Source organism: Nocardia brasiliensis IFM 10847, from assembly GCF_000710915.1.
Classification (GTDB): domain Bacteria; phylum Actinomycetota; class Actinomycetes; order Mycobacteriales; family Mycobacteriaceae; genus Nocardia; species Nocardia brasiliensis_A.
The window spans coordinates 26,911-50,923 of sequence record NZ_BAUA01000044.1; the positions used below are offsets into that span (position 1 = coordinate 26,911).

The 24,013-nt window shown below is 64.0% G+C and carries 24 protein-coding genes and 2 pseudogenes; 18 read left to right on the forward strand and 8 right to left on the reverse strand.

Annotation, left to right across the window (positions count from 1 at the left end; genetic code table 11):
* The first annotated feature begins 65 nt into the window (after positions 1 to 65).
* The 3 genes from NBRGI_RS08710 to NBRGI_RS08720 all read left to right on the forward strand — a co-directional run bounded on the left by NBRGI_RS08710 (position 66) and on the right by NBRGI_RS08720 (position 2,055).
* The gene (locus NBRGI_RS08710; protein WP_029894335.1) at positions 66 to 470 is read left to right on the forward strand and encodes a hypothetical protein; all 405 of its coding nucleotides are present in this window, start codon (positions 66 to 68) and stop codon (positions 468 to 470) included.
* Between the two features lie 298 nt (positions 471 to 768).
* Positions 769 to 1,188: a hypothetical protein gene (locus NBRGI_RS08715; protein ID WP_029894337.1), complete on the forward strand. Its 420-nt coding sequence runs from the start codon at positions 769 to 771 to the stop codon at positions 1,186 to 1,188.
* Positions 1,189 to 1,548: 360 nt separating this feature from the next.
* The gene (locus NBRGI_RS08720) at positions 1,549 to 2,055 is read left to right on the forward strand and encodes a hypothetical protein (RefSeq protein ID WP_029894339.1); all 507 of its coding nucleotides are present in this window, start codon (positions 1,549 to 1,551) and stop codon (positions 2,053 to 2,055) included.
* Between the two features lie 98 nt (positions 2,056 to 2,153).
* Here NBRGI_RS08720 and NBRGI_RS08725 read toward each other — a convergent pair whose 3' ends face one another.
* Both NBRGI_RS08725 and NBRGI_RS08730 read right to left on the reverse strand, forming a co-directional pair.
* Entirely contained in the window at positions 2,154 to 3,131 is a 978-nt protein-coding gene (locus NBRGI_RS08725) for a dipeptidase (protein WP_235210892.1), read from the reverse strand.
* A gap of 629 nt (positions 3,132 to 3,760) precedes the next feature.
* Complete coding sequence (locus NBRGI_RS08730; protein ID WP_029894343.1) at positions 3,761 to 4,966, reverse strand: hypothetical protein; 1,206 nt, start codon at positions 4,964 to 4,966, stop codon at positions 3,761 to 3,763.
* Positions 4,967 to 5,519: 553 nt separating this feature from the next.
* Between NBRGI_RS08730 and NBRGI_RS08735 the strand changes: the two genes are divergently transcribed.
* From NBRGI_RS08735 to NBRGI_RS43570, 4 genes and pseudogenes are all read left to right on the forward strand, one after another.
* The gene (locus NBRGI_RS08735) at positions 5,520 to 5,882 is read left to right on the forward strand and encodes a hypothetical protein (protein WP_029894345.1); all 363 of its coding nucleotides are present in this window, start codon (positions 5,520 to 5,522) and stop codon (positions 5,880 to 5,882) included.
* Between the two features lie 554 nt (positions 5,883 to 6,436).
* Positions 6,437 to 6,703, forward strand: a complete 267-nt coding sequence (locus NBRGI_RS43565; protein ID WP_148310748.1) for a hypothetical protein — start codon at positions 6,437 to 6,439, stop codon at positions 6,701 to 6,703.
* Positions 6,700 to 6,822, forward strand: coding sequence for a hypothetical protein (locus tag NBRGI_RS49585; RefSeq protein WP_268808379.1), 123 nt, complete (start codon positions 6,700 to 6,702; stop codon positions 6,820 to 6,822). The genes NBRGI_RS43565 and NBRGI_RS49585 overlap by 4 nt, the downstream gene beginning before the upstream one ends.
* Before the next feature lie 12 nt (positions 6,823 to 6,834).
* A pseudogene (locus NBRGI_RS43570) lies at positions 6,835 to 7,086 on the forward strand (transposase); the annotation flags it as partial.
* A gap of 300 nt (positions 7,087 to 7,386) precedes the next feature.
* On the opposite strand, the gene NBRGI_RS08750 reads toward NBRGI_RS43570, so the two are convergent.
* Positions 7,387 to 8,403, reverse strand: a complete 1,017-nt coding sequence (locus NBRGI_RS08750; protein WP_029894347.1) for a helix-turn-helix domain-containing protein — start codon at positions 8,401 to 8,403, stop codon at positions 7,387 to 7,389.
* Between the two features lie 130 nt (positions 8,404 to 8,533).
* Here NBRGI_RS08750 and NBRGI_RS08755 point away from each other — a divergent pair, with 130 nt between their 5' ends.
* The 3 genes from NBRGI_RS08755 to NBRGI_RS08765 are packed head-to-tail and all read left to right on the forward strand — an operon-like array spanning position 8,534 to position 11,498.
* Positions 8,534 to 8,854, forward strand: a complete 321-nt coding sequence (locus NBRGI_RS08755; RefSeq protein WP_029894349.1) for a 2Fe-2S iron-sulfur cluster-binding protein — start codon at positions 8,534 to 8,536, stop codon at positions 8,852 to 8,854.
* A 56-nt stretch (positions 8,855 to 8,910) separates the two neighbouring features.
* Complete coding sequence (locus NBRGI_RS08760) at positions 8,911 to 10,299, forward strand: cytochrome P450 (protein WP_029894351.1); 1,389 nt, start codon at positions 8,911 to 8,913, stop codon at positions 10,297 to 10,299.
* On the forward strand, positions 10,296 to 11,498 hold the full coding sequence (locus NBRGI_RS08765; RefSeq protein WP_029894353.1) for an NAD(P)/FAD-dependent oxidoreductase: 1,203 nt from the start codon (positions 10,296 to 10,298) through the stop codon (positions 11,496 to 11,498). The genes NBRGI_RS08760 and NBRGI_RS08765 overlap by 4 nt, the downstream gene beginning before the upstream one ends.
* Before the next feature lie 283 nt (positions 11,499 to 11,781).
* Here NBRGI_RS08765 and NBRGI_RS08770 read toward each other — a convergent pair whose 3' ends face one another.
* Complete coding sequence (locus NBRGI_RS08770) at positions 11,782 to 12,438, reverse strand: TetR/AcrR family transcriptional regulator (protein ID WP_063726243.1); 657 nt, start codon at positions 12,436 to 12,438, stop codon at positions 11,782 to 11,784.
* A gap of 235 nt (positions 12,439 to 12,673) precedes the next feature.
* Here NBRGI_RS08770 and NBRGI_RS08775 point away from each other — a divergent pair, with 235 nt between their 5' ends.
* The 3 genes from NBRGI_RS08775 to NBRGI_RS08785 are packed head-to-tail and all read left to right on the forward strand — an operon-like array spanning position 12,674 to position 15,470.
* The gene (locus NBRGI_RS08775; protein WP_029894357.1) at positions 12,674 to 13,222 is read left to right on the forward strand and encodes a PaaI family thioesterase; all 549 of its coding nucleotides are present in this window, start codon (positions 12,674 to 12,676) and stop codon (positions 13,220 to 13,222) included.
* Complete coding sequence (locus NBRGI_RS08780) at positions 13,219 to 14,436, forward strand: cytochrome P450 (RefSeq protein ID WP_029894359.1); 1,218 nt, start codon at positions 13,219 to 13,221, stop codon at positions 14,434 to 14,436. Before NBRGI_RS08775 ends, NBRGI_RS08780 begins: the two co-directional genes overlap by 4 nt.
* Positions 14,430 to 15,470, forward strand: coding sequence for a BtrH N-terminal domain-containing protein (locus NBRGI_RS08785; RefSeq protein WP_029894362.1), 1,041 nt, complete (start codon positions 14,430 to 14,432; stop codon positions 15,468 to 15,470). The genes NBRGI_RS08780 and NBRGI_RS08785 overlap by 7 nt, the downstream gene beginning before the upstream one ends.
* A 344-nt stretch (positions 15,471 to 15,814) precedes the next feature.
* Here the strand turns inward: NBRGI_RS08785 and NBRGI_RS48080 are convergent, their stop codons facing one another.
* Positions 15,815 to 15,970, reverse strand: a complete 156-nt coding sequence (locus tag NBRGI_RS48080; RefSeq protein ID WP_158439822.1) for a hypothetical protein — start codon at positions 15,968 to 15,970, stop codon at positions 15,815 to 15,817.
* 578 nt (positions 15,971 to 16,548) lie between these two features.
* Between NBRGI_RS48080 and NBRGI_RS47325 the strand changes: the two are divergent.
* Positions 16,549 to 16,710: pseudogene (locus NBRGI_RS47325) on the forward strand (IS5/IS1182 family transposase); the annotation flags it as partial.
* Between the two features lie 13 nt (positions 16,711 to 16,723).
* Here the strand turns inward: NBRGI_RS47325 and NBRGI_RS08800 are convergent.
* From NBRGI_RS08800 to NBRGI_RS49850, 3 genes are read right to left on the reverse strand one after another with little or no spacing between them, the layout of a single operon-like run.
* On the reverse strand, positions 16,724 to 18,247 hold the full coding sequence (locus NBRGI_RS08800; protein WP_081872531.1) for a flavin-containing monooxygenase: 1,524 nt from the start codon (positions 18,245 to 18,247) through the stop codon (positions 16,724 to 16,726).
* The gene (locus tag NBRGI_RS08805; protein WP_029894366.1) at positions 18,244 to 19,173 is read right to left on the reverse strand and encodes a reductase; all 930 of its coding nucleotides are present in this window, start codon (positions 19,171 to 19,173) and stop codon (positions 18,244 to 18,246) included. Before NBRGI_RS08805 ends, NBRGI_RS08800 begins: the two co-directional genes overlap by 4 nt.
* 4 nt (positions 19,174 to 19,177) lie before the next feature.
* The gene (locus tag NBRGI_RS49850) at positions 19,178 to 19,792 is read right to left on the reverse strand and encodes an alpha/beta hydrolase fold domain-containing protein (RefSeq protein ID WP_081872533.1); all 615 of its coding nucleotides are present in this window, start codon (positions 19,790 to 19,792) and stop codon (positions 19,178 to 19,180) included.
* Positions 19,793 to 20,006: 214 nt separating this feature from the next.
* Here NBRGI_RS49850 and NBRGI_RS08810 point away from each other — a divergent pair, with 214 nt between their 5' ends.
* The 4 genes from NBRGI_RS08810 to NBRGI_RS08825 all read left to right on the forward strand — a co-directional run bounded on the left by NBRGI_RS08810 (position 20,007) and on the right by NBRGI_RS08825 (position 22,803).
* On the forward strand, positions 20,007 to 20,639 hold the full coding sequence (locus NBRGI_RS08810; protein ID WP_029894368.1) for a TetR/AcrR family transcriptional regulator: 633 nt from the start codon (positions 20,007 to 20,009) through the stop codon (positions 20,637 to 20,639).
* 133 nt (positions 20,640 to 20,772) lie between these two features.
* Positions 20,773 to 21,444, forward strand: coding sequence for a TetR/AcrR family transcriptional regulator (locus NBRGI_RS08815; protein ID WP_369498263.1), 672 nt, complete (start codon positions 20,773 to 20,775; stop codon positions 21,442 to 21,444).
* Between the two features lie 31 nt (positions 21,445 to 21,475).
* Positions 21,476 to 21,916: a PaaI family thioesterase gene (locus tag NBRGI_RS08820; protein WP_029894371.1), complete on the forward strand. Its 441-nt coding sequence runs from the start codon at positions 21,476 to 21,478 to the stop codon at positions 21,914 to 21,916.
* A 2-nt stretch (positions 21,917 to 21,918) separates the two neighbouring features.
* The gene (locus NBRGI_RS08825; RefSeq protein WP_029894373.1) at positions 21,919 to 22,803 is read left to right on the forward strand and encodes an alpha/beta fold hydrolase; all 885 of its coding nucleotides are present in this window, start codon (positions 21,919 to 21,921) and stop codon (positions 22,801 to 22,803) included.
* Positions 22,804 to 24,013: the final 1,210 nt, after the last annotated feature.

The following is a 24,013-nucleotide window of genomic DNA, read 5'->3' on the forward strand; positions in this document are numbered from 1 at the left end:
CGCCTCCGGCCGCGCACGTTTTACCCGCGACAGTGTGGGAAGTCGCGTAGCGGAAGGAGGCAGCAATGACCGAATCGGGCAACACCTACGACCCTCCGCAGGACACCGGCGATCCGGACGCGGTCGAGACCGACCCGGCAGCGCTCAACAGTGCCGAGGATCTAGACGAGGATCGATTGCGGCTGGACCCGCAGGAGGCGGGGATGGATCCGCCTGAGCACTGGTCCGGCGCGACCAAATACGGGATGACGCCGTGGGAGGAAAGCCACCCGCGCCCGCTGGCCGACCGGCTGGCCGAGGAGCAGCCCGATGTCGCGCCGGACTCGGCACAACCGGTCGAGGACGCCGAATCCCTTTCCGACGGTGCGGATCTCGAAGTCCGCGAGTACGAGGAAACCCTCGGCATCGCCGCCGACGTCGCGGGTGGTTCGCTGCCCGCCGGTATCCGGCAACCGTCGCCGCCGGAGTAGGCGGGCGCTACCCCTGGCTCTGATGGGTGGGCGTACCGAATCTGAGCGGCGCCGCAGGGGGTGCGAGCGCGGGGGCTGGTACCGCACCGGCCCGCCCGCATCCCCGGCCCGACCGGGATCGGCCGGTGTCGATCTGGTCGCCGATGAGCTGGGTGATCAGCTCGGCGATCAGTTCCGGCCGAGTCGCCGCCCATGAGCGGCGGCAGCTACCCGTTCGCCGAAACCGTGCCGACGAGCTACTACCTCGACGGCAATCGAGCGGTCGAACGCGCTATCCTCCTGTGTACGAGGAGGTTTCATGACGTCATCGGCCGAAGTTTTCCTGAAGCCGCAGCGTGCGGCGGGTCGGTACGTCGACCTCGTCAGCGCGCTCTTGCTCTGCGCGGGCGCCTTCCTCTTCGGAATTTGCCTGTCCTTCATGGTCGGAATGCTCGGTGCGCCCGGCGGACAAGCCAGCGAGTGCACGGGCGCCTGCCGCACCTACGCCGACGCAGGCTTCTACCTGATGGGTTACGGCACTTGCGTTCTGGAGCTGGTGGTACTCGCGCTGGTGGTCCGGAGTTGGCGGCGTCGGCGCATCGTCTCGGTATGGCCGCTGTGGTCGTTCCCGGCCCTGGTCGCCTTGGCCGCCGTAAGCGTCTTCCTCGTCTTCTTCGGCCCTGCCTTCCCTGGAGATTTCCTTCCCACGACCCCCGAATACCTGCCCTCTGTGAGCTGAAGTAGCCCGAGCAACAGTAGCCCCGGCGATGACCGGAACTGCGTGCTCGGTGAGTACGACGACGGATACACCGTCAGATCGGCGGACGCGGGCAACGCACGGAATCCAGCGTTCATCGTCACCCACCCCACGCAATACAGCTTGCCCGACGGCGCGACTTCGGCATTCCGATTCGGCCCTATCCGGGACCGGCCTGAAAGCCGCCCGGCGAGTCTCATCCCAGCAGGCCACCCCCTCGAACGGGTCGTAATACGGTCAACCTGCCCGCTGACAACGAAACTCGATTAGGTGGGAACCGCGATGGCGTGTACCAGAACCACGTGTGAGTGACCGCTCCATAAACCTTGACGAGGAGGATTTATGGCTGTTTACAACGTGCACGAACGATTACTGGCCGCCCAGCCCCGCGAGGTAGGCGCGCTCGTGGACACCCTCGCGAGCAGCGAGGACAAACTGTGGCCGCCCGGATGGCCGCCGATGGAGTTCGACCGCCCCCTCGGGGTCGGTGCGGTCGGCGGTCACGGACCGGTCCGCTACACCGTCGTCGCCTACGTACCCGCCACGTGGGTACGTTTCACCTTCACCGGCCCACGCGGCTTCGACGGCTTCCACGAATACGCCGTCCTCGCTGTCGACGAGAACCGCACAATGCTGCGCCACACTCTCGCCATGAAAACCCACCGCGCGGCGCGTCTCACCTGGCCCCTGGCGATCGGACCACTCCACGACGCCTGTCTGGAAGACAGCCTCGACCGCGCCGAACTCGCCTGCACGGGAACGGTGGCACATCCGGCACGTTGGGGGCCCTACATCCGGCTACTGCGCAAACTCCTCGGATCACCACAACTCCCGGGCAACGACGACTAGCCCGAGGTCGGCGCGAGCAGCCGAGGAGTACCTCGCCAGTGGGGTAACGGTCCTACTCGTCTGTTGTGAAGGACAAAACCCCCGACCGCGTTGCCTGATCAGGGACTGGTTGTGCGCGGTCGTTGCTCGGCGTGGGTGAGGACGCGGTGAGCGTTACCGCCCAGGATCGCGGCGACATCGTCGTCGGCGAAACCGATCCGCAACAGCGCAGCCGCGAGATTGGCGAAATCGGTTGATGCGCAATAGCCGTCGGCATAGTCCGGCACACCGTTCTTGTCGGTACCGATGGCCAGATGCTCGACACCGACCAGCTCGGCGATATGCATTGCGTGCCGGGCGAAGTCGTCGAGGTCGGTCATCGCGCGCCCGCGCATCGAAGCGGGCCACAACCCGATCACACCGCCGGTCCACGCGATGGCGTCGATCTCGACATCGCTGATGTAGCGGGGAAAGTCACGCACCGCCGAGGCCGCGGTGTGGGAGCTGATGACCGGGAAGTCGGACTCCTCGCAGACGGCCAACGTGGTATCGCGGTCGGCATGAGCGAGATCGGGCACGATGGCGAGCCGGTCGAGTTCACCGAGCAGCTCACGCCCATAGCCGGTCAGGCCGGTGGCTCTGCCTGCGGACCGTCGCACGCGCCCTGTGAGGGTGCTTCCGATCGACCCGATGCGGTTGTCCGCGTAGTGCATTAAGCCGAGAACGCGTAAACCACGCTGGTGCAGTAGTTCGAGCCTTTCGAGGTCTCCACCGAGAAAGTCCGCGCCTTCCACCCCCAGGACTACCTGCGAGGAACTCCCAGCGGACGCCTGCCCAGGGTCGGTGATCACCGCAAGGCCCGCAGCTTCAGCCTCATGGATCGCTGCATCGAGTTGTGTCCCCACCGCTCGCCAGGGCCCGCCGAACCGCCAAGCGGTTCCCAGCGCGTCCCCTACTGCGGTGAGGACCACGAGATCGACGCCGGCCGCGGTCAGGTTGGCGAGCGGGTCACGGGGAAGCGCCGCAACGCGTTCGGCGGCTCGCCGCACCAGCGGCGGCATGATCGCTCGCGGGTGGGTGTGAATATCGATCGTCAAGCTTCGATCGACAAGGTGCCGGGCCCGCTCACGTAGTTCGGGCGTCGGCGCCCATGGGTGCTGGGACAAGAGGTTGTTCTCCTCACGCACCGGAATGCGGTTCAGCGGCAGCAAACTATCGGGCGAATCGGCACTTGGAAGCGGGCAGGTAACTGGTGCTGCCGAAGCCGTCGGAAGCAAGCCCCGATACATCTGCACCGCAAGCATATCCTCGCTGGTCAACCTTCAACCGGTCTCGACCCGCCAGTGAAATGAACGTAGCCCCTGACCTCTGATACCTGGTCAAGGGCTGAATGTTGTGCGCCATCAGGGACTTTGTCACACTTTCTCCACCCACAGCCTGACTGTAGGTGTTCATGCGCTAGAAGGTAGCCCTCGTATCCAGGCCGGTCAAGCGGCGGATAGATTGTCTTAAAGCGCTCCGCGCGGCCTGCGCGGCAGTCTGATCGCCTGGCCGACGTGGCCGCGACCGCCTACTGCGGCGGCTTGGCCGAGGACCTGTGATGTTCGAATCCTGCTACACCCCAGTCGATATCGCCCACCGGATGGCACCCGCTACGGATTCCTCCGTCGAACTCGCCGGCTGCCGACCGAGCGTGGTCTGCGGGTTCGGTCCGGGGGACTGGCAGTCAAGGGGCCGGAGGTTGCAGGTCGCTGAGTCGATCGTCGAGCAATCGGACAGCGCTCGATCGTGGCGCCGCGGTTTCGAGAGCATCTTGCGCTGATCTCAGCTGGCCGGCTACCCGCGGGGATTGATTAGCGGTGTCGGCGGCAGTCAAGAATGCGGCGACGGCGGCGTTGATATCGTCGGCCTCGAGGTGGAGCGTGCCGAGCAGCACGTAGGTTTCAGCGCTGTCGCGCCGGGGCTGCAGCGCGATCGCCTCGGTCGCCGCACTGATCGCGGCCGCCGTGTCGCCTGTGCACCGGAGGGTTTCCGCGCGCAGTCGCGCGATGTGCGCTGGATCGCAGAAGTATGCGATCGATTCCGCGGGATCGCGGACCGCCTCGATGTCGGGCGTCACGGCGCGCGTCAACGCGGCGCGCGCTTCGCGGGCGTGACCGAGCCTGGCCAGGGCCACCCCGGCGATCCCGGCGGCGTGCGCGCGCAGCCGCGGGTCACCGGCGACCGCGGCGCGGGACTCCGCGGCGGCGGCGAGATCCAGTGCGAGCGTCGCGGCCCCGATCGCCCCGGCCGTCCAGGACCACTCAGCCATTGCCATTGCCGACGTGTCGTGCGCGCCGGCCTCATCGGCTGCTTCACGCGCAACGGTGAAATGTGCAGCGGCAGCGCTGTGATGACCAAGATCAAAACATTGCCACCCGGAGGACACGCCTATATGGCTACGCAGCACCAGTGCCCGCGAACGTAACCGTCCGCCGTCGACACCGACGAGTAACGAATCCATCAGCCGCGCCTGACTGAGCATGGTCCCGAGGGCCGCTCGTGGGCCGAGGAGATCGTCTTGCAGCTTCGCGTGGTTGACGATGACCTCGACGATATCGAACGTCGCGTCGTCGACACGCCACGGTGCCGACACCGGTCCGGCCAGCCGTTCGGTCTCGTCGCCACCGCTCGTGCCGACCAGGACCGCCGGCGATGCCGCACCGAGAACCGCGATCGCCTCCATCACGTTCCGGCGGTTCATCTCGCTCCTCCCTTCCATCGCCTCGATGTCCCACGCCGAAACACCATTGCCGCCCTGGGCCGTGCTCACATACGCGTCCACCCCGCGTCGGCGATTGAACAGCCCCAGGTCCGATACCGGCACCCCGAATACCTCTTCGAGCGCTCGCCGGTATTCCGGATGCGGCCAGGTGATCTCACCCCTGATCAAGCGACGAATTCGTTCCTCGGTGTATGCCCCTGGTCTGCCGGTGATTTGCTCATATGCCACATTCACGGCATCAGCGGCGTCGCGGCGTGTCCAACCCCGCCGCTTGATCATGTGATCCAACCGTTGGTTTCTCGCCGATGGCACCACCGAGCCGACCCTTCCCGCGTCCCGAGCTTGGCCAAACGGTAGCTTGCCTGCACCGAACCCGGTGAGCCCGCCGCGAAAATGGGGGGCTCAATGGGGGGCGGGACCGGTCTCCCGATAGTTGCTCGGCCGCGAAACAATCATTCGTGCACCTGGCGCGAGGTGCCCGCGCCACCGAATCGGTCCGGCACCGCCCCACCGATTTGGAATCACCTCGCGTCGGGTGCCACCACCGACCTGCAACCAACAACCGCGGGAGTCGAGCATGACACCGTCCACCAACGCCGCGGCTGCCGATCGTGTTCCACTGCAGCCGCTCTCCGCAGTGCCCTCCGAGCACGCTGTTTCGCTACCAACCGGCGCGGAACTACTCGCGGCGATACGCGGTGACAGTAGGGGCGGCCATCCATTGAGCACTCCCGCGAACAAGTTGGGAACCCTGCATCGATTCGCACTCAAACTCACGAACTCCGCTGCCATCGATGCGGAAAGACTCTCTCTCATCACAGCGATCGACGGCTGGGCCACAGCCCACCTCACCCATCTCGAACCGCCGATCACACATCGCCACGAATCACTCGGCGATCTGATCGACACCCTCGCGGGCAGCCAGATCCACGCCTACCATCTCCTGATGAACGGCGACCCGGCGGATCCGGCCGTCCACGCCGCCTGGCACCGGCTGGCCGAACACGTGGAAGAGTACTCAACCATGGCTTCCGGAGCCCTCACAAGTCCCACTCTCGAAAAGCCGGGGCAACGCGCCACGTAGCCGTCCGCGGCAAATTCTCGGCGGGATCGGGCGGTTGGGTTCTCCTCGAACCCTCCGGTGGGTTCGTCCAGCACGTTCCCCGCCGCCGGTATCGACCCGGTATCTGCGGGCGGACAAGCCCAGGCAAGAGGCGCATCCTCGACGAATCGTGCGCGACCACCGACTGGTACCAACAGGAGGCCTGCAATGCCAGCAGCCCGATCCGCCCTCTCGGCGTTGCTTGTGTCAGCATCATCTGCGCCGAGCACTCGCGGTGAACTGATTTGTGACGTTGTCGATGATCTCGTCGCGCGTGGCGTGCAGGCTACCGTGTCCGCTGGGACAACACATCGTTGCCGGTCCCTTCCGACGGCCTCCCCATTCAACTCATCCGGTGTTGATGGGGATTGCGTGGGCGTGTCAACTTCGGCCCAACTGTGGATCTGGCACAGATTGAGTGATTGACCCAATCGGGATGCGCGTTGGCCGTTGATGATTCATTATGTCGCGCGTGCTCTGCTGTCGGGCCGTTGGCGGTCCTGTTCCCGCACCTGAGTGAGCTGCGGATTGAGAGCGTGGTCGAGGCCGGTGCCGTCGTCCGGATCGAGGCGAGCGCGCCCGAGGCACCGGTGCCGTGTCCGGACTGCGGGCAGGTGTCGAGCCCGGTGCACAGCCGCTATGAGCGCCGGTTGTTCTGCAGCAACTCCGCTTGCGACCGAAGAACTTTCGCCGAACAGCTCCCCGGCCTGGCGGGGCTCGCGCGGCGCACCACGTTGCTGGAGCGCGTGCTGGGTGCGGTCGGTCGCGCTGGCAGTGGGTGGGCCGCGCCGGGGCTCGGTTGACCCGGAACCTGGCGGCGTCGGTGAGCCGGATGACGTTGTTGCGCAAGATCCGCGCGATGCCCGACCCGCAACCTGCGACGCCGCGGGTGCGCGGGGTCGACGACTTCGCGCTGCGCTGAGGCCACGACTACGGCACGATTCTGATCGACGTCGAGTCCCGGCGGCCGGTCGAAGTGCTCGACGACCGCACCGCCGACACGGTGGCCGCCTGGCTCCGAGCGCACCCTGGTGTCGAGATCATCTGCCGCGACCGCGCGGGAGCCTTTGCCGACGTCGCCACCGCCGGAGCACCGACTGCCCTGCAAGTCGCCGACCGCTGGCATCTGTGGCACAACCTTGGCGAGGCCGTCGAACGCACCCTCGCCGCCATCGCGAGTGCCTGAACAACGCGAATGTGGCGGAAACACAACCCGATTCGCTGACTGTCGACCTCATCGACACCGGGCCGACGACCGAGACTCACCTTGTCATGGAGCAGCGGTGTCGTCGAGGGCCACGTCAACAGGGTCAAGATAATCGAACGTCAGATGTTCGGCCGGGCCAAACCCGACCTGCTTCGCAAGCGAATCCTGATGAGCGACTGAACAACCCGACCAGACGGGATCACGAAACTCGTGCCAGATCCAGTATTGGACCGGAAGCGACAGGCCGAACCATCTTGTCTCCGGACTGCCCTGGGCAACTCAGCGTTGTGTGTGCCGGAACTCGCTCGGAGAGCGGCCGGTCCATCGCTTGAAGGCGTGTGAGAAGTTGGTGAGGTCGCTGTATCCGAGGTCAGTGGCGATCTCACTTACCGACATTGATCGGTCGAGTAGCCGCAGCACCGCGCGTTCGCGCAGGAATGACTGGCACAACCCGCGAAAGGTGGTCCCCTCATCGGCGAGGCGACGCTTGAGCGTGCTGGTGGATATCGACAGCTCGTGTGCGACCGACTGACTACTTCTCTGTCCGGGATCCTTCTCCAACAACCGTCTCACCTTCTCCGAGAACGATATGGTTCCGCTGCGCTGGTCGAGAGTTCGTCGCAGATCGACGATGGCGAGTCGATACGCGACGGGATCAGAGAACCGGCAGACCTCGTTGAGAGTGTCAGCGGGTATATGGAGGAACGACATCGGAGCGTCGAAGAACAGGCGCCCGGCCAGCATGTCCTCGCGATTGGTCGGGAAGGCCGGCGCTGGCCAACTCAGATGGAGTGTCACAGTTCGTACCTCTCCGGCGAGCATGTCGAGCAGTCGCAGTAGCGCCGACCCGCTGTAGGTGACGACCAGGCAGTCCAGCGCCGGATCACGTGTGTGCCCGGTGAGCCCGACGGTGAGGCCGTGCTCACTCGGATGGAACTGTGGGCTGACCGCTGTCGAAATCAACGGCAGATAGGTGAGCAGCTCCACGATCTCGGCCACCGAGCCCGCGCTGACCAGCGGAAAACTCAACGGGCCGAAGGACGTCAACTGGGCCTGTTCAGCGAACGCGAAACCGAGCAGGGTTGCCTGATCGACATCGAGTTCGGGGTATACCTCCCGAAACCACCGTAACGGGACCTGGGCGTCACGCTGGATCAGCGTCGCCTCGTCGGTTCCTTCGCGAGCCATGATGGTGCGGAGCCGTGCGACGGCGTCGGGGTCGAGCGCTTGGCTCTCGAGCAGTTGCACGAACACGAGCGGGGGCACACCCGCGTCATTGGTGCACACCCTCGTCATTGAGGTTCACCATCGTCTCGCTGAGCCGAATTCACAAGTTTCTGACTCCGTCGAACATAGTCGTAGCGCTCATCGTCGACAAGACTTTTACCCAGTATTCAGATTGAGGACTACGTATCAGGAGTTGGCTATGGCAGTTGTCACCTTTGTCTCCCACGACGGCCAGAAGCACGAGGTGCCTCTCCAGGAGGGTCAGTCGCTGATGCAGGTCGCGACCAACAATGCGGTGCCCGGCATCGACGGCGACTGCGGAGGTGAAGCCGCGTGCGGCACCTGCCATGTGATCGTCGATCCGCAATGGTCCGGGCAGGTCGGCCTCTCCGGCCCCGAGGAGGAGGAGATGCTCGCGATGAACCCCGAGCGCCAGCCGACCTCCCGGCTGTCCTGCCAGATGACGGCCGCCGCGGAGTGGGACGGCTTGATCGTCCAACTACCTGAGTTCCAGATGTGACTACGAGAGACAGCTAAGACGTGATGAAGATTCCTGAAGTAATCACCACCAAGGTTATGAAGATTCCTGAAGCAATCACCACCAAAGTTCAGTCGACGATCCCGATGGATCTTCAGATCCAGGGCGCACATCTGTATGACAAGACCCAGCGGTGGGTGACCGGGACGAACGGAGAGAAGCTCTTCGTCGAGAGCCCCATCCCGCCGGTCGAGGACGTCGAGCTCGCCGACATCGACCTCAGCAACCCCTTCCTCTATCGTCAGGGGCGCTGGCAGTCCTACTTCGAGCGCTTGCGCAACGAGGCTCCGGTCCACTATCAGCCCAACAGTCCGTTCGGTCCGTTCTGGTCCGTCACGCGGCATGCCGACATCGTGGCCGTCGACAAGAACCACGAGCTCTTCTCCGCCGAGCCGTTCATTATCATCGGGGCCCCGCCTCGTTTCCTTGATATCGAGATGTTCATCGCGATGGACCCACCGCGCCACGACGCGCAGCGGGCCGCTGTCCAAGGTGTTGTCGCACCGAAGAACCTGCGTGAGATGGAGGGTCTGATCCGATCGCGTGTCCAGGAGGTGCTGGACAACCTGCCCGTGGATCAGCCGTTCGACTGGGTGCGGAACGTCTCGATCGAGTTGACCGCTCGGATGCTCGCGACTCTACTGGACTTCCCGTACGAGCAGCGTCGCAAGCTCGTCTACTGGTCAGATCTCGCAACGTCGATGGAGCAAGCCAACGGCGGTCCCTCGGACAACGACGAGATTTTCCCCGCCATGCGCGACATGGCGCGCGGTCTCAGCGCTCTCTGGCACGACAAGGCGGCCCGGACAGCTGCCGGGGAGGAACCCGGCTTCGATCTGATCACTATGTTGCAGAGCAACGAGAACACCAAGGACCTGATCGACCGCCCGATGGAATTCTTGGGCAATCTCGTGTTGCTGATCGTCGGAGGCAACGACACGACCCGGAACTCGATGAGCGGCGGTGTTCTCGCACTGAACCGCTTCCCTGACCAGTTCGACAAGCTGAAGGCGAACCCCGGCCTGATCCCCAACATGGTCTCGGAGATCATCCGGTGGCAAACCCCGCTGGCCTACATGCGCCGGATCGCCAAGGCGGACACCATGCTGAACGGGCAGTTCATCCGCAAGGGCGACAAGGTAGTGATGTGGTACGCCTCGGGCAACCGCGACGAGCGCGTGTTCGAACGGCCCGACGAGTTCATCATCGACCGGGCCAACGCCCGCAACCACATCTCCTTCGGCTTCGGCGTCCACCGCTGTATGGGCAACCGGCTGGCCGAGTTGCAGCTACGGATTCTCTGGGAGGAGCTGCTTCCTCGCTTCGAGAACATCGAGGTGGTCGGCGAGCCCGAGTACGTGCAGTCCAACTTCGTCCGAGGTATCAGCAAGATGATGGTCCGCCTCACTCCGAAAGCCAGCGCATGAGCTCGCGGCGAGCCCTCATCGTCGGGACCGGCCATGCCGGGGTCCAACTCGCGGCCAGTCTGCGCCAGGAAGGCTGGACCGGTGAGATCGTCCTCATCGGCGAGGAGTCGACACTGCCCTACCACCGCCCGCCGCTGTCGAAGGCATACCTGGCCGGGAAGAGCACACTCGATGGGCTCGCGATCCGCAGCGCCGAATTCTACGCCAAGCAGGGAATCCGACTGCTGGCTGCGACGGTGGAGGCGATCGACCGCTCGGCTGGTCACCTCCTACTTAGCACCGGCGACGCACTGCCCTATGACAAGCTCGCGCTGTGCACTGGAGCCCGCCCTCGTCGGCTTTCCGCCCCGGGAGCCGACCTGGCCGGGGTCTACTACCTGCGCACCGCCGCAGACGTCGAGATGATCCGAGAGGCCACCAGCCCCAGACGTCGGGCCGTGATCGTCGGCGGCGGCTACATCGGACTGGAGACGGCTGCCTCGTTACGTGCGCTGGGTCTGGAGGTCACCGTGCTCGAGGCGACCGAGCGTGTCCTCGAACGGGTCACCGCCCCCCAAGTGTCGGCGTTCTTCGCCCGCATCCACCGGGAGTCGGGTGTGCACATCCGGACGGGCGCGCTGGTCGAGGCGCTGTCCGGCGACAGCCGAGTCCGCGAAGTGGTCCTGGCCAGTGGCGAAGCAATTCCGGCCGACCTCGTCATCGTCGGCATTGGCGTGGAGCCGAACACCGAGCTCGCCGCCGCCGCGGGTCTGGCCGTCGACAACGGCGTCGTGATCGACGACCAGACCCGGACCAGCGACCCCGACATCGTGGCCGCCGGGGACTGCGCCAGCCACACCATGGCGCGTTACGGCCGTCGCATACGCCTCGAGTCCGTGCCGAGCGCGGGCGAGCAGGCCAAAGTCGCCGCCGCGACCGTCTGCGGGAAGTCCAAGAAGATAGCGGCGCTTCCGTGGTTCTGGTCAGATCAATACAACCTCAAGCTCCAGATCGCCGGGCTCAACACCGGCTACGACGAAGTCGTCCTCAGCGGCGATCCGACCCTGGACCGCGACTTCACCTGCTTTTACCTGCGTGCGGGCGAGCTCATTGCGGCCGACTGCATCAACCGCCCCCGTGACTTCATATACAGCAAGCGGGTCATCACGCAGCAACTCCCCATCGACCGGGCGGAACTGGTGCTCGCCCGCTCGGCCTGATGAGGCGGGTCCTCGGGACGGTGATCTGACAACAGCGAGTGCGTGCCCGCATTTTTTGGAGCCAGGCTCGATCGCTACCAAGTTCGTTCATGGCGGGCTTGGTGTGCCCACCGGTTGTAGGTGGCCGTTCGTGGTGAATCCGCGCCATCACGCCGGACCATATCTGGGGGCGAGCTGTTCCTCGATCGACGGGTACGGCTCGTCGTGACCGGGCAAACTCGCCGCGTACTTGGCTTCGCAGATCCAGCCCTGAACACACGCATCGTCGAGCAGGTCAGCAGTCTCACCCGCTGGGTACCGCGCTGTGGCTCGCGGCTGCCCCATCCGGTGTGAGGTCCGTGGAGCCCGCTTCGAGGTAACGCAGCGCCACCTCGGAGATTCGGCGTGCCGTTTCGGTGCTGTCGTCGGCCGGTAGTACGAGGTGGCTGACCGTCAGGCGAATGAGCGCATCGACCGCGTCGGCGACGTCATCGAGGTCAAGGCGGGGGAAGTGTTGGCCGAACGAGGCGACCAGTCGCTCGGACGCGAGCTGAAGCATGGAAGCAGAGGTTGTCAGCAGGGGGAGGACGCCGGTTTCGTCGCGAGGGCTGCTACCCGGAGTGGTGAGGACGGCTTTGAGCAACGGGCTGGCCGCAGCCTCGTCAAGGGTGTAGCGCACCATCGCGCGTATCGATTCAGGCACCGCTCCGCTGTGCGATGCGAGCACATCCTCGACGCCGCTCAAGAACCGCTCCGCCTCGTACAGTACGAGCGCATCCCCAAGGCCTTGCTTGTCGCCGAACTCTCGATACAAGGTGGCACGTGATACCCCGATGAGCGTGGCGACCTCGCCGAAGCGGACCCGTTCCCAGCCCTTCTCGACAGTCAGGGTGCGAGCCGCGCGGATTGCCGTCTCGCGGAGGTGCCGTCTGAACGACAGCCTCACCGATTCCTCTACCACTCAACCGAGCGTAACAGAATGCCAGTTTTGTTCATGAGTTGACAATCTCCTCGCCTCTCTTCGAGTGTCCAACTTTGGCGTGATCGCCGCCGCTTGTTGCAACCATGATGTGACACGCGACGGACTTCTGATCATTTGTTGACAAATATGTGCTGATTGTCTCCAATGGTAGATGCATCACGGTCACACACGAGACCGGTGTTGGGTGCGCGTCAGTCGACAGGGAGGTCTGACCATGGGCAAGGCTTCGGATGAGGTCGGTAGGTCGGATGCGGTCAGTTGGTCGTCCAACCCCGAAGTGGAGGACTGGGCGCGCTCGTTCCGGTTCCTGGAGTCCGGCTCGCCCGAGTTGCCGCCACACCATCCCCATTGCCTTGGTTGCGGGCCGGCGAACCCGCACGGGCATTCCCTGTCGGTGCGGCGCTGCGGAGACGGCGTCGTCGCTCACCACCTTTTCGACCAGCGTCATGTGGGAGCGCCCGGGATAGCACACGGCGGCGCGGTGGCGACCGTCATCGATGACCTGTTTGGCTTCCTGCTCTACACGGTCGGCGAACTCGCTGTGACACGCCGTCTTGACCTGGACTATCTCGCCCCGGTTCTGCTCGACACTCCCTACACCCTGCATGCCGATGTGCGGTCGCGGGATGGCCGGAAATTGAATCTCGCGGCCAGGATGGAGGATGCGGAGGGACGCTCGGTAGCCACGGCCACCGCCCTGTTCATCGTGGTCGAGGCCGAACACTTCCTCCAGTCGCAGGCGACCACTCGGAGGCAGTCATGACCGCACCAACCGAGAGGGAACTGCTCCTCGACGTTTTGCTCACCGATCACGGCTCAGCCGGGCCCTACGAGGCGTTCCGGCGCCTGCGCGAGACGCAGCCCGTGTTTGTCACGCGATCGGGTGTGCTGGTGTTGAGCCGTTACGACGACTGCGCGGCCGCGCTCCGCGACCGTAGACTCGGCAAGGCCGATGAGTCACTGGGCTTCGGCTTGTCCGAGATTCCTGAAGAATTGCAACATCAGGCCATGCATCGGTTCCGGCGCACCATGCTGTTCCGCAACCCGCCGGACCACCACCGGCTGCGTCGGCTGGTCGCTGACGTGTTCACCCCCCGGCACATCGAAGAGTTGCGCGGCCGCATCGTCACGCAGATCCAGCACCTGCTCGATGTCATCGAGGACCAGGGCTTCGCCGACATCATCACCGATCTCGCGCTTCCGCTGCCTGTGAATGTGATAGGCGATCTTCTCGGAGTGCCAGTGGCCGATCGAGCAGTGGCAGCGCCTCTGGTGCGTGCCCTGGTCGCCTCACTCGAACCCGGCGCCGACGTCGCGGCGCTGACCGCCGCCTGTGAAGCTGAAGACCAACTCGCCACGTATTTCACAGACCTCTTGGCGGTCAAACGCGCCCACCCCGCCGATGACTTGCTCAGCCGACTCGCTGTCGCGCACGGCGACGACGTCTTGGATGACGACGAATGCGTCGGCACCGCGATTCTGTTGTTCGCGGCGGGGTTCGAAACCACCACAAACCTCATCGGTAACGGGGTTGCCGCGCTGCTAGCCCATCCCGACCAAATGGACCTACTGCGCGACCGGCCCGACCTGGCGAGCAATGCCGTCGAAGAACTGTTGCGTTACGACTCGCCGGTCCAGACCAACGGGCGCACGGTGCTCGAGCCGACACGGCTGGCGGGAGTCGACCTACACCCTGGGCAGGTTGTACTGACCCTGCTCGGGGCGGCCAACCGAGACCCGGACCGATTCTGTGACCCCGATAGGCTCGACATCACCCGAACCGGGATCCCGCCGTTATCGTTTGGCGCCGGCATTCACTTCTGCCTCGGCGCGCCGTTGGCCCGGCTCGAAGGAGCTGAACTCTTCCCGCTCCTCACGGCGCGTTTTCCCGGCATGAGGCTCGTCGAACAGCCTCAATGGCGCACGGGGTTGTCCTTCCGCGGTCTGTCGAGTCTGAAGGTGGCTACCGGATGCTAGTTCTGCCGTACCCGCACCAGAAGGGCGGCCATTGCGGGTCGGGTGCGTTGCGCGATCTCATGACCTGGGCGGGACTTGGCTGGGGTGGTCAGCTCAGCGAAGGACTCGTGTTCACCCTCGGCGGTGCGCTCGATTTCGCGTACCTGCGCGTCGATGCGCTGAACCCGCCGATATACCTGGTGGGGCGTGGTGCCGATTTGGAGGTCGACCTGTTGCGGCGCCTCGGCGCGAAGGTCGAACTACGTCAGACCGACGATCCCGTTCTCGGTTGGAAATGGGTGACGACCGAACTGGACTCCGGCCGGCCCGTCATGGTCTGGGCCGATATCGCTGAACTGCCGTACCTACGGGTACGACTGCGCATGAGCCGCCACGACATCGTTATCGTTGGCTACGACGACGAGACCCGCGTGGCATATGTTGTCGACAACGACCGCGATGAGATCCAGACGGTGCCTTATGACGCGCTGGCACGAGCCCGCTCCTCCACCGGATTCCCGACACCCACACGTCACGCCACCTACATGGTCGAATGGCCTTCCGCCGCGCCCGACCTCCCGTCCATGGCTGCCGCGGCACTCGAACAATCGGCGGCAACCCTGCGACACGGGGGACCGAGTGCCATCGCCGCACCACCCGCGAACGGTGTGTCCGGCACCGGACTCGACGGCGTTCGCTGCTTTGCCGACGATGTCACACGCTGGCCCGACATCTTCGGGGACGCCGACCTCGAGGCCGTGCTCAGGGCACTCGCCGCCTTCATCGAAAAAGCGGGCACCGGAGGCGGCCTGTTTCGTCGGCTCCTCGCTCAGGGGTGCGTCGATCTTGCCGATCACACGCGTAACCCGCATGTCGACGCGGCCGCAAGCGCAGCACGGCTGGCCGCGCAATCATGGACGAGGCTCGCCCAAATCGCTACATCCGACGAGACCCCATCGCTACGCTCGGTCCGGGTAGCCCAGGAGGCAGCCTTGCTACCGGAGTTGGAGGAAGCTCTGGCAAATCTTCTCACCATCGCCGCCAGCTCACTCTGAACCAGCCTCCGTAACAGCGGAGCTGGCTCCAACCTGTGGATGTGGGCCGGTCTGCAGCGATCGAAAACCCTCTAGTTGTAAGGGTTTTCGGCTCCGTATCCGCGCATCTCGAGCGGTGAGGTGGTCATGGTGAAGGTCTGCGGCGTAGCCGTGGCGGTGCTGCCGGAGTAGAGCTGGGTGCCTGCCTGGCCGATTGACTACCTGGTGAACGTGGGAATCACCGTGCGGGACTGCGGATTTCGTCTCGGGCAGCCAGCCTGGACGGGATCGGGAGGTCTGTTCTGATCGAGGACCTGTGTCGGTGGGGCAGAGGCGCCGTACGAGCGAACCGTAGCCCGACTGCGTCACGGCCGCCAGCAACTCGCGAAAGAACGACGCGGCACCCTGTCGCGATCGACCAGACGGCATGGCTCCCACCGATCGCCCGTCGCGACCAACGCCCCCGCCGCCGAATCCACCAGGACCGCCAGATCCCGCTGCTCGTCCTCGTTCGAGGCCATGGGCAACGACCGTAGATCAATGACTCCAGATCTGTCTCCTGAACTGCGAGAACAAGTTTGATAGTTCAGTCAATACGAAAGCGAATCCTGTTGGGCAACTGAACAACACGACCCTGCGATCGCTGAGTAGGCCCGGGGTGCGGTGGCGGGATTGCTCCTGCTCCGGTTCTAAACCCCCCGAGTTCGTTGGACCGGTCACCCCGGGGATTGCGGTCCCCATCGCGACACGAATGCCCGCACGCGGTCGCGGGAGCGAGACCGTCTCCCCAGGCGGTCTGGGTGAGGCCACCCACGCCCACAAGCTGCGGGCGGCACTCGGGATTGTCAAAGGACGGGAACCGCCGATGGCGGTGGCGTACTCCGCGGCCTGTCGTTCGAGCGCCCGGACGACATCCGGTTCGGCGGCGTTCTCGTCGGCGGTGAGAATCAGCGCCGTCCGGAATTGCCGTGGCCCAGAGCCAGCGACAGCTCGTCGGCATCGACGGATTCGCCGCGCAGGACGGCGTGCACGGGCCGCCGTCCTGCGGCCGATCGTGCCTCGTTGCAGTTGCTCCCGTTCCCGGCTGTAGGCGGCCACGAACAAGGCCCACAACCAGGTTCGCGCGGTCGGCGAGCGCGGCAACGCGCTAATCGAATGGTTCAAGGCCCTGCGCCGAGTCAGCTTGTGCCCCTGGCGAATCGGTGCGATCACCGCGGCTGCTCTGGTGTTGCTACACCTTCAACACGGTCGCAGCATCTGACCGCGACACACCGCTACTCGGAAAGGCTCACTGCGTGATAGTCGGAGAGCGTGAACTCATCCATTTGGGCACGGAATTGGCGCGCCGAGCCCGGGAATATGGTGGGGTTGAATCCATCTTCCGTCGGATGCCAGCTGGCGCATCTGGAATTCCGGGTCGTCCCGGAAAAGCGTTGCCGAATACCCGCGTTGAATCGGTCCTGCGCTGACTTACGCGCATCGAGGTATCGCAGGCCCCATCGCTCGAGCATCCGCACCGACTCGACGATGTAGTCGATCTGGGCTTCCAGAAAGAACAGCGCCGAATTGCGACCAGAACAGGAGTTCGGGCCGAAGGTGAAATGCAGGTTGGGGTAACCGGAAACATGGACGCTCTTGTACGCGCAGGCGCCCTCGGCCCATTCTTCCCGGAGGAGGTGGGCGTCACGACCACGAATGGGGAATGGCGTTCCGATCTTGCAGGGTACGTCGAATCCGGTTGCGAACACGATGGTGTCGAAGCAGCGCTCGACACCATCGACGGTGAGGATACCGCGTTCGGTGAGACGGACTATCGGGAAGGTGAGGAGTTTGCAGTGGTCCCGATCTAGAGCCGGAAGGTACGCATTCGAAACAAGCAATTGCTGACAGTTGGCCCGATAGTTCGGTGTGAGTTGCCGTCGTGTCCACTTGTCCTTGATCTGACGTCTCAACTGGAGTTTGGCCACCTGTTCCAATGCAGTGGTGAGACCCGTTGGCCACACCACACCGGACCTCATCGCCTCGTGTGCCCAGAAGTAGGCGGTCCGGGTCAGATCCTTGGTGAGCGGAAGTTTCTCGAACAACGACCTGTTCCACGCTGGCACCCTGTACTGCGGGTGAGGTAGGACCCATCTCGGCGTATGCTGAAACACGGTCACGTGACGGGCCCGGTTCACCAACTCCGGGATGACCTGAACTGCAGTGGCACCGGTGCCGACGACCGCCACCGTAAGTCCGGTCACGTCGAGACTGGGGTCCCATCGGGCGCTGTATACCTTGTGACCGCGATAGCCGTCAATACCGACGATGTCGGGCCTGCTCGTGTTGGATAACGGCCCAACGGCCATCACGACCGAGCGTGCGGTGATGACCTCCTCGCCACCACTGGTCGAGGTACGCACCCGCCAGGTCCCTGCGGCTTCGTCGAAGTCGAGTCCGATCACGGTGCGGCCGTACCAGATTCGTCGTTCGAGACCGTGACGGGCGATCACGTCGTGGATGTAGGCAAGGATGTCCGCACCTGACGAATATTCATGGCTCCCTCGCGGATTCCGGGCGAGCGAGAACGAGCCCAGCACCGACGGAATATCGCAATGCGCACCCGGGTAGACGTTGTCGCGCCACGCGCCGCCGGGTCCGGTCGCGCGCTCGAGTACGACGATGTCCTCGATACCCGCGCAACGCAATCGAATTGCGGTACCGATTCCTGATAACCCCGCACCTATGATCAGCACGCGTGTGACGGCGGGGATCGTTTTCCCGGGGTCATCGCGCTGCTGCTGCCTCTTGTCGATCATGCTGCGGACACCGGTTGGTAGGTGAGTTCGTTGATCCACGAGGGAACCGGTCCGAGCCATTTTCTAGGGTAACGTTCAGTAATCGTCAGGAGAGCGTTGCCGACCAGTAGGTGATAGGGGTGTGACCGGTCCATGACCATTTCGCCGTAATACTTGATTACGTGGTAAATCGGATTGCGGCGGGTGGCTACGCTGCGGTCTCCGATTACGCCGAATTTCCGAATCGCGTCGAAGAGCTTCTGTTCGTCGAGCCCCATCGCGATGATGCTGTCGTGCATACGGGTCAGCAGGGGCAACCCGGTGAGGATGCCGATGAGCATGGATGGGCGCAGCGCGGTGCCGGCTGCTTCGATGAACAGTCGGTGCACCGGCCCCGCTCCGATCATGTCCAGCACGTGGAAGTCTACAGCCAGATGACGGGACTCATCAGCGTTGATCTTTTGGAAGACCTTGTGACACAGCGGGTCTTTGATCTCCTCGAGGAGAAACTTCAGTAGTGCTCCGTCGAGCGCCACCTCGAGCATTGGAATGGCCGAGCCCAGAACGGACAGCGGCAGATCGTCGGCGTAGTTGTCCAGCCAGTTGATGGCAAGCCGGATATTGGTATTCGGTTCGGGGATCTCGTCGTCGTCGAGCATGCCCCATCGGCGCATCAGGGCCAGTTCGGCGTTCGCGTGTTTTTGCTCCTCGGCGTGGAAGTAGCGGTAGATCTCTTTCAGCGTGGTGTCGTGGGTTTGATGGGCGAGCGCTATGAACGCTCGCGAGCCGACCTGCTCGATCCAGACAAGATCAGACATGAACTGTTTGACCTGCGGGCGTTGCTCGGTCGTTATCGCGTCCGCCCCGGGCTCCTCCCAGTCGAAGTCGCCGAGTGCCCATTGACGCTGTTTGACGGTGTTTAGTGTGTGGTGCAAATCGATTGGCATCGCGTTACTCCTTCGCGATTGTGGACACTATTCCGACCTGGTGTCCGGAGGACAGGGCAGCGCCGCGGGAGCCGATCCGCCCACGTCCGGCAGCGAAGACTCTCGCGGACGGGTTGGCGGTGTACAAGCCGATGGCCCCGACGGCGGCGGAGGTTGGCGGCGGGCCCTTCTGAAGCCGCCCGCGCATCCGCTCCAATTTGAGCGTGGCATCCGTTAATGGGTTCAAGGCCAGCAAGGCCGACTGCGGATGACAGCCACCTTTGGGTGCTCCTCGAGTAGCCGCGGGTGGCGTGGCGACCGCCTGATATCTCCCCGCCGAGTCTCCCACGATCGCCAACCGGCCACCATCGGCTCGTGAGTTCAACCATCGATAGCCCCGCCAGGCGTCGTCGTTCGCGGCGGGAAAGCGATTCCGCAGGGACTTCTGGTATGCGACCGCGATCATCGGAAACTCTGATCGTGCGGAGAGTTCGCCCGTTGGTCTCCGGTGGGTCCGCGGTGAGCAAGTCACGCGCACAGGTGATATCTCGGTGGGCCGCGCGGTGTACCGGACGCCGACTCCAGCGATGGCTGTCGCAAGGGCATCTGCGGATGAGGGCCGGTGCCTATTGGTCCTCATCCGTTCATCGGTCAGTCCGGGGATGCGCCGGGTCGCCCCTTTGCGAACCACAGAGAATAACGGTACCTATCTAGTATTATTGTTTCAATGCCCACTTCAGAGTGTTTCTCGAAGTGGGCTATACGATGGGTCTGGGACACGCTCAAGGTCGACCGGCGATCCGGCACGCTCGGCAGCCGACCAGCCGCCTGGATCGAAGGACCTGATCAGGACGATGAACTACACCAGCTTGCTTCTGAAGGCAGTGTCGGTGATCCGGACGCCGACGCCGACTGGAACCCCGGAACGGATCCTCGACGCCGGGCTCCGGCAGTTCGAGGTTGTCGGGATCAGTCGCAGCAGGATCGAGGACATCGCGCGTCGCGCACGGCTGGCGCGTGTGACGCTGTACCGACACTTCCCGAGCAAGGAGCGCATCGTCGAGGCGGTGATCCTGCGAGAACTCGGCAGGTTCCTCGTGGAGTTGGAAGCCGAGGTGTCGGGCCATCGGGATCTCGAGGACAAGATCGTCGAGGGATTCGTGTTCACGCTGGCGGCAGTCCGTGGGCACGCTCTGCTCAATCGCCTGTTGGAGACCGAGCCGGAGTCCTTACTACCGTTTCTCACGATCGAGGGAGGCGGCCTTGTCGAGACCGCGTCGAACTTTCTGGCCGATCAACTCGCACAAGAGGTCCATGATGACCGCACAGATGCCGAACTTCGCGTGGTCTCCGAGTTGACGGTCCGCGTGATCTTGTCGTTCGTGCTCACCCCTTCGACCGGCATATCCCTCGACACCCCTGAGGGCGCGCGCCGGTTCGCGCGCCGCCATCTCCTGCCCCGGCTGCGTGACGAACGGGCCGGATAGAATTCGGGGCGAGACATATCGTTCAATATGTGTCATAAATCCGATCGCTGAAGTGCTCACCGAGAGGGAGGAGCGGAAGTGCGCGCTCTATTAACGCAGGAGCGGCATACTCGTCGTGGTGACGACGAAACCTGTGCGTCGCCGTGCGCGAACTACGGCCCTGCGTGACACGACGGATGCCCTACTCGATGCCGCGGAGTTCTGCTTCGAAGAGATCGGACTCTCGGCTACAACGATGGAGGACATCGCTCGGCAGGCCGGCGTCTCCAGGGCCACCGTGTACCGGCACTTCGCGAACCGCGAATCGGTAGTGTCGGGTGTCATCCTGCGGACGGCCAGCCGCTACCTCGGCAGGATTCGCGGGCCGCTCGCCGGACAACCCGATCTAGGGTCCGCCGTCCTCGCTTTCGTCGAGATCACTGTTCGAGCCGCCACCCGGGACAAGTCGATCGCCGTTCTGTTCGTCAGCGATGATCGCCTCGCCGGAATCGGACTGACCGAGAACACGTCGGTCGCACTCTTCGAGCTCGTCACCGAGTTCCTGCGACCGGTTTTCGCCCGCCACTCGAATGACCTGCAGCCTGGGATTTCGGTCGACGACGCCGCGGAGTGGATATTGCGGACAATCCTCAGTCTCCTCACCGTGCGGGGGCCGAGACGACGCAGCCCGGATGGCCTCCAGACGTACCTGCGGCGTTATCTCCTGCCCGCCATCGTCGTACCCGGAGCCGAATCGGTATCGCGTCACGATGACCCAGCCGGTCGGCCCTGCGCGCGATACACATCTGCAGTAGTGTCTCCTTGAGTGCCGTCAATGTAGAAGCGGAGGGGCACCGATGGAATTTCCGCAGTACGACCACCAGGTAGCCGGACAAGTGCTCGGCGTGGCGGCGGACGCCGGCGGAATCTCGACGTATCTCAGGTTTCGTCATGTCGAACTGAGCGCCGGCCGATTGGTCGCCGAGATGGAGGTACGCGACGAGCTCCTTACGCCGTTTCGCAAACTGCACGGCGGATGTCTGGCAGCCATGGTCGACCATTGCCTGGGCGTTGTCTTCTACCCGGTGATTCCGATCGGCTGCTGGGTCGCGACAACGGAGTTCAAGGTGAATCTACTGCGGCCGGTCACCGCCGGAGTATGTGTTGCCACAACGGAGATCATCGCGCTGACCAAGCGGTCAGGCGTCGCACGCATTGACATCACAAACGCCGGACACGCGGCATGCGCCGCGCAGGGGACGGTCACGATTGTCGGCGACGGGGGCGGCAACCCGTGACGATGGGTATGACCAAGGTACTGGTGTCGACTCGTGACGGAATCACGCTGACCGCAGATTATTATGTCCACGATGCCACCCGACCGGTTATCATTCTCCTCCATGGAGGCGGGCAGAATCGCCACGCCTGGAGCAACTCAGCGCTCCGCCTGCACGATCACGGCTACACAGTTGTGGCGTATGACGCACGTGGGCACGGCGACAGCGGCTGGGCCCCTGACGGACGGTACGAGGTCGAGCATCTTGCCGAAGACCTGCTCATGGTGCGGGAACGATTCTGCACCGAGCGCGCGCCCGCGGTCGTCGGAGCGTCACTGGGCGGGATGACTATTCTCGCCACCCATCTGCTCGCGCCGCCCGAGTTGTGGGGAGCGGTGGTGCTGGTCGACGTTACCCCTCGGATGGAGTTCGACGGAGCTCGCCGCATCGTCTCGTTCATGTCCGCGCATCCTGACGGGTTCGCGAGCCTCGAAGCCGCCGCCGACGTCATCGCGGCACACAATCCCCATCGTGAACGGCCGGTGCGGCTCGAAGGCCTCCACAAGGTATTGCGGCACCGTGCAGACGGTCGGTGGGTGTGGCGATGGGATCCCGCGTTCATTACTACCCGTTTTCAGGCGTTGCACCAGGACCCGTCGGTCGGCGTCGAGCAATTCGAGACGCTGGTCGATATGCTCCTCGAGGGCGCTGGTCGAGTTGTCGCCCCGACTCTGCTCGTGCGCGGTGCCCTGTCCGATCTGGTATCCCCTGAGACTGTCGCCGAATTTCTGGACGTCGTTCCTCACGCGGAGGCCGTCGACGTATCCGGAACCGGCCACATGGTGGCAGGAGATGATAACGATGCCTTCACCTCTGTTGTTACCGACTTTCTCGGACGCACGCTGTGAACGTGATCGATTGCGGTAACTCGACGACTGCATCGATGGGCTGTCCTATCTTGCGAGCCATGACTTAGCGGTCCTGGGGTGGGGGACGCGACCACGCTGCCCGCTTCCGAGACCACATAGCCGGCGGCAGCGCGATGCTGTGCGGCACAGTCCGGGATGTGGTCAGTCTTGCTGCGCTGCGATCATAGGGCTGTGCGGGGTTTCGATGGCGGTCGGGACGGGATCTTCGGCTCGGTCGCCTGTGCGTGCGTACGGGCGGCTCTAACGTCTGACGTTAGGCCTTGAATTCCACGAGTTCGCAAGAGGTCTCGGCGACAGCGAGCTCCTGGTTCAGGCCTGCGAAGGTGGCCTTCGCTTGCCGTTTGCCTGTGAGCAAGACTCGCCGCGCTAGCAAATCGGTGAGCTCCTCGGCGGGTGGAGTCAGGCTGGCTGAGATTACGCCCGAGAACCTGCCACTCACGCTGCTTGAGACCGGTGCGGCATGGTCAGGGAAGACCTCGGGTCACGTTCCCCTAACACCGCCGTGCGCCAGCCCACCCGCTCGGCGAGGGCGTTCATCGAATGCCTGGTCGGTGTACAACATGGCGTCACTGCGGCGATCGACCGTCATCCGCAAACCGGCGGGGTCGTCCGGGCCGCAGCAGGGTAGCTGATGCGATTGCGGGTATGTCGCCGCGTGTGCTGAATCCAGTTCGGCATCGTGTGGTGACGTGGCGGCGGAGCCGGATTCGCCATCCATGTGCCGAGGGTGCATGAGCACGAGGCTCGTGGCGAGGTCAATCGTTCAAGAATCTGTTCTGACCACTTGATATGCGTCTGATGACTCACTCTGATCCATTCGCTCCGGATGGAGGTGGGTACTTGGAGTCGACTCGCAACTGCCGTGGAGCGGCGGTCGCTGGAGATCTGCACAGTGCCGGCTTCTACAAAGTTGCTGTCCCGTATGCGGTTGATCGAGATGGCCTATTGACAGTACGTGAGCCCGGCCACATACTCATACCTTGAGTATCTAGTACTCGACGTAGCACACATGGAGGTGTCGTGGTCCTGTCTGATGGCAACTTGACAAGGCGCGGCTTTCCGCCGAAGCCAAGCGGATCGCGTCGCATGCGATATCGGCGGAATCGTTGATGCGTTATTGGCGGGTGCACTCGCTACAGCGCCGTAGCGATGCGAGAAATGGGATAGGAATCTGCGGTGGTGCCAACGC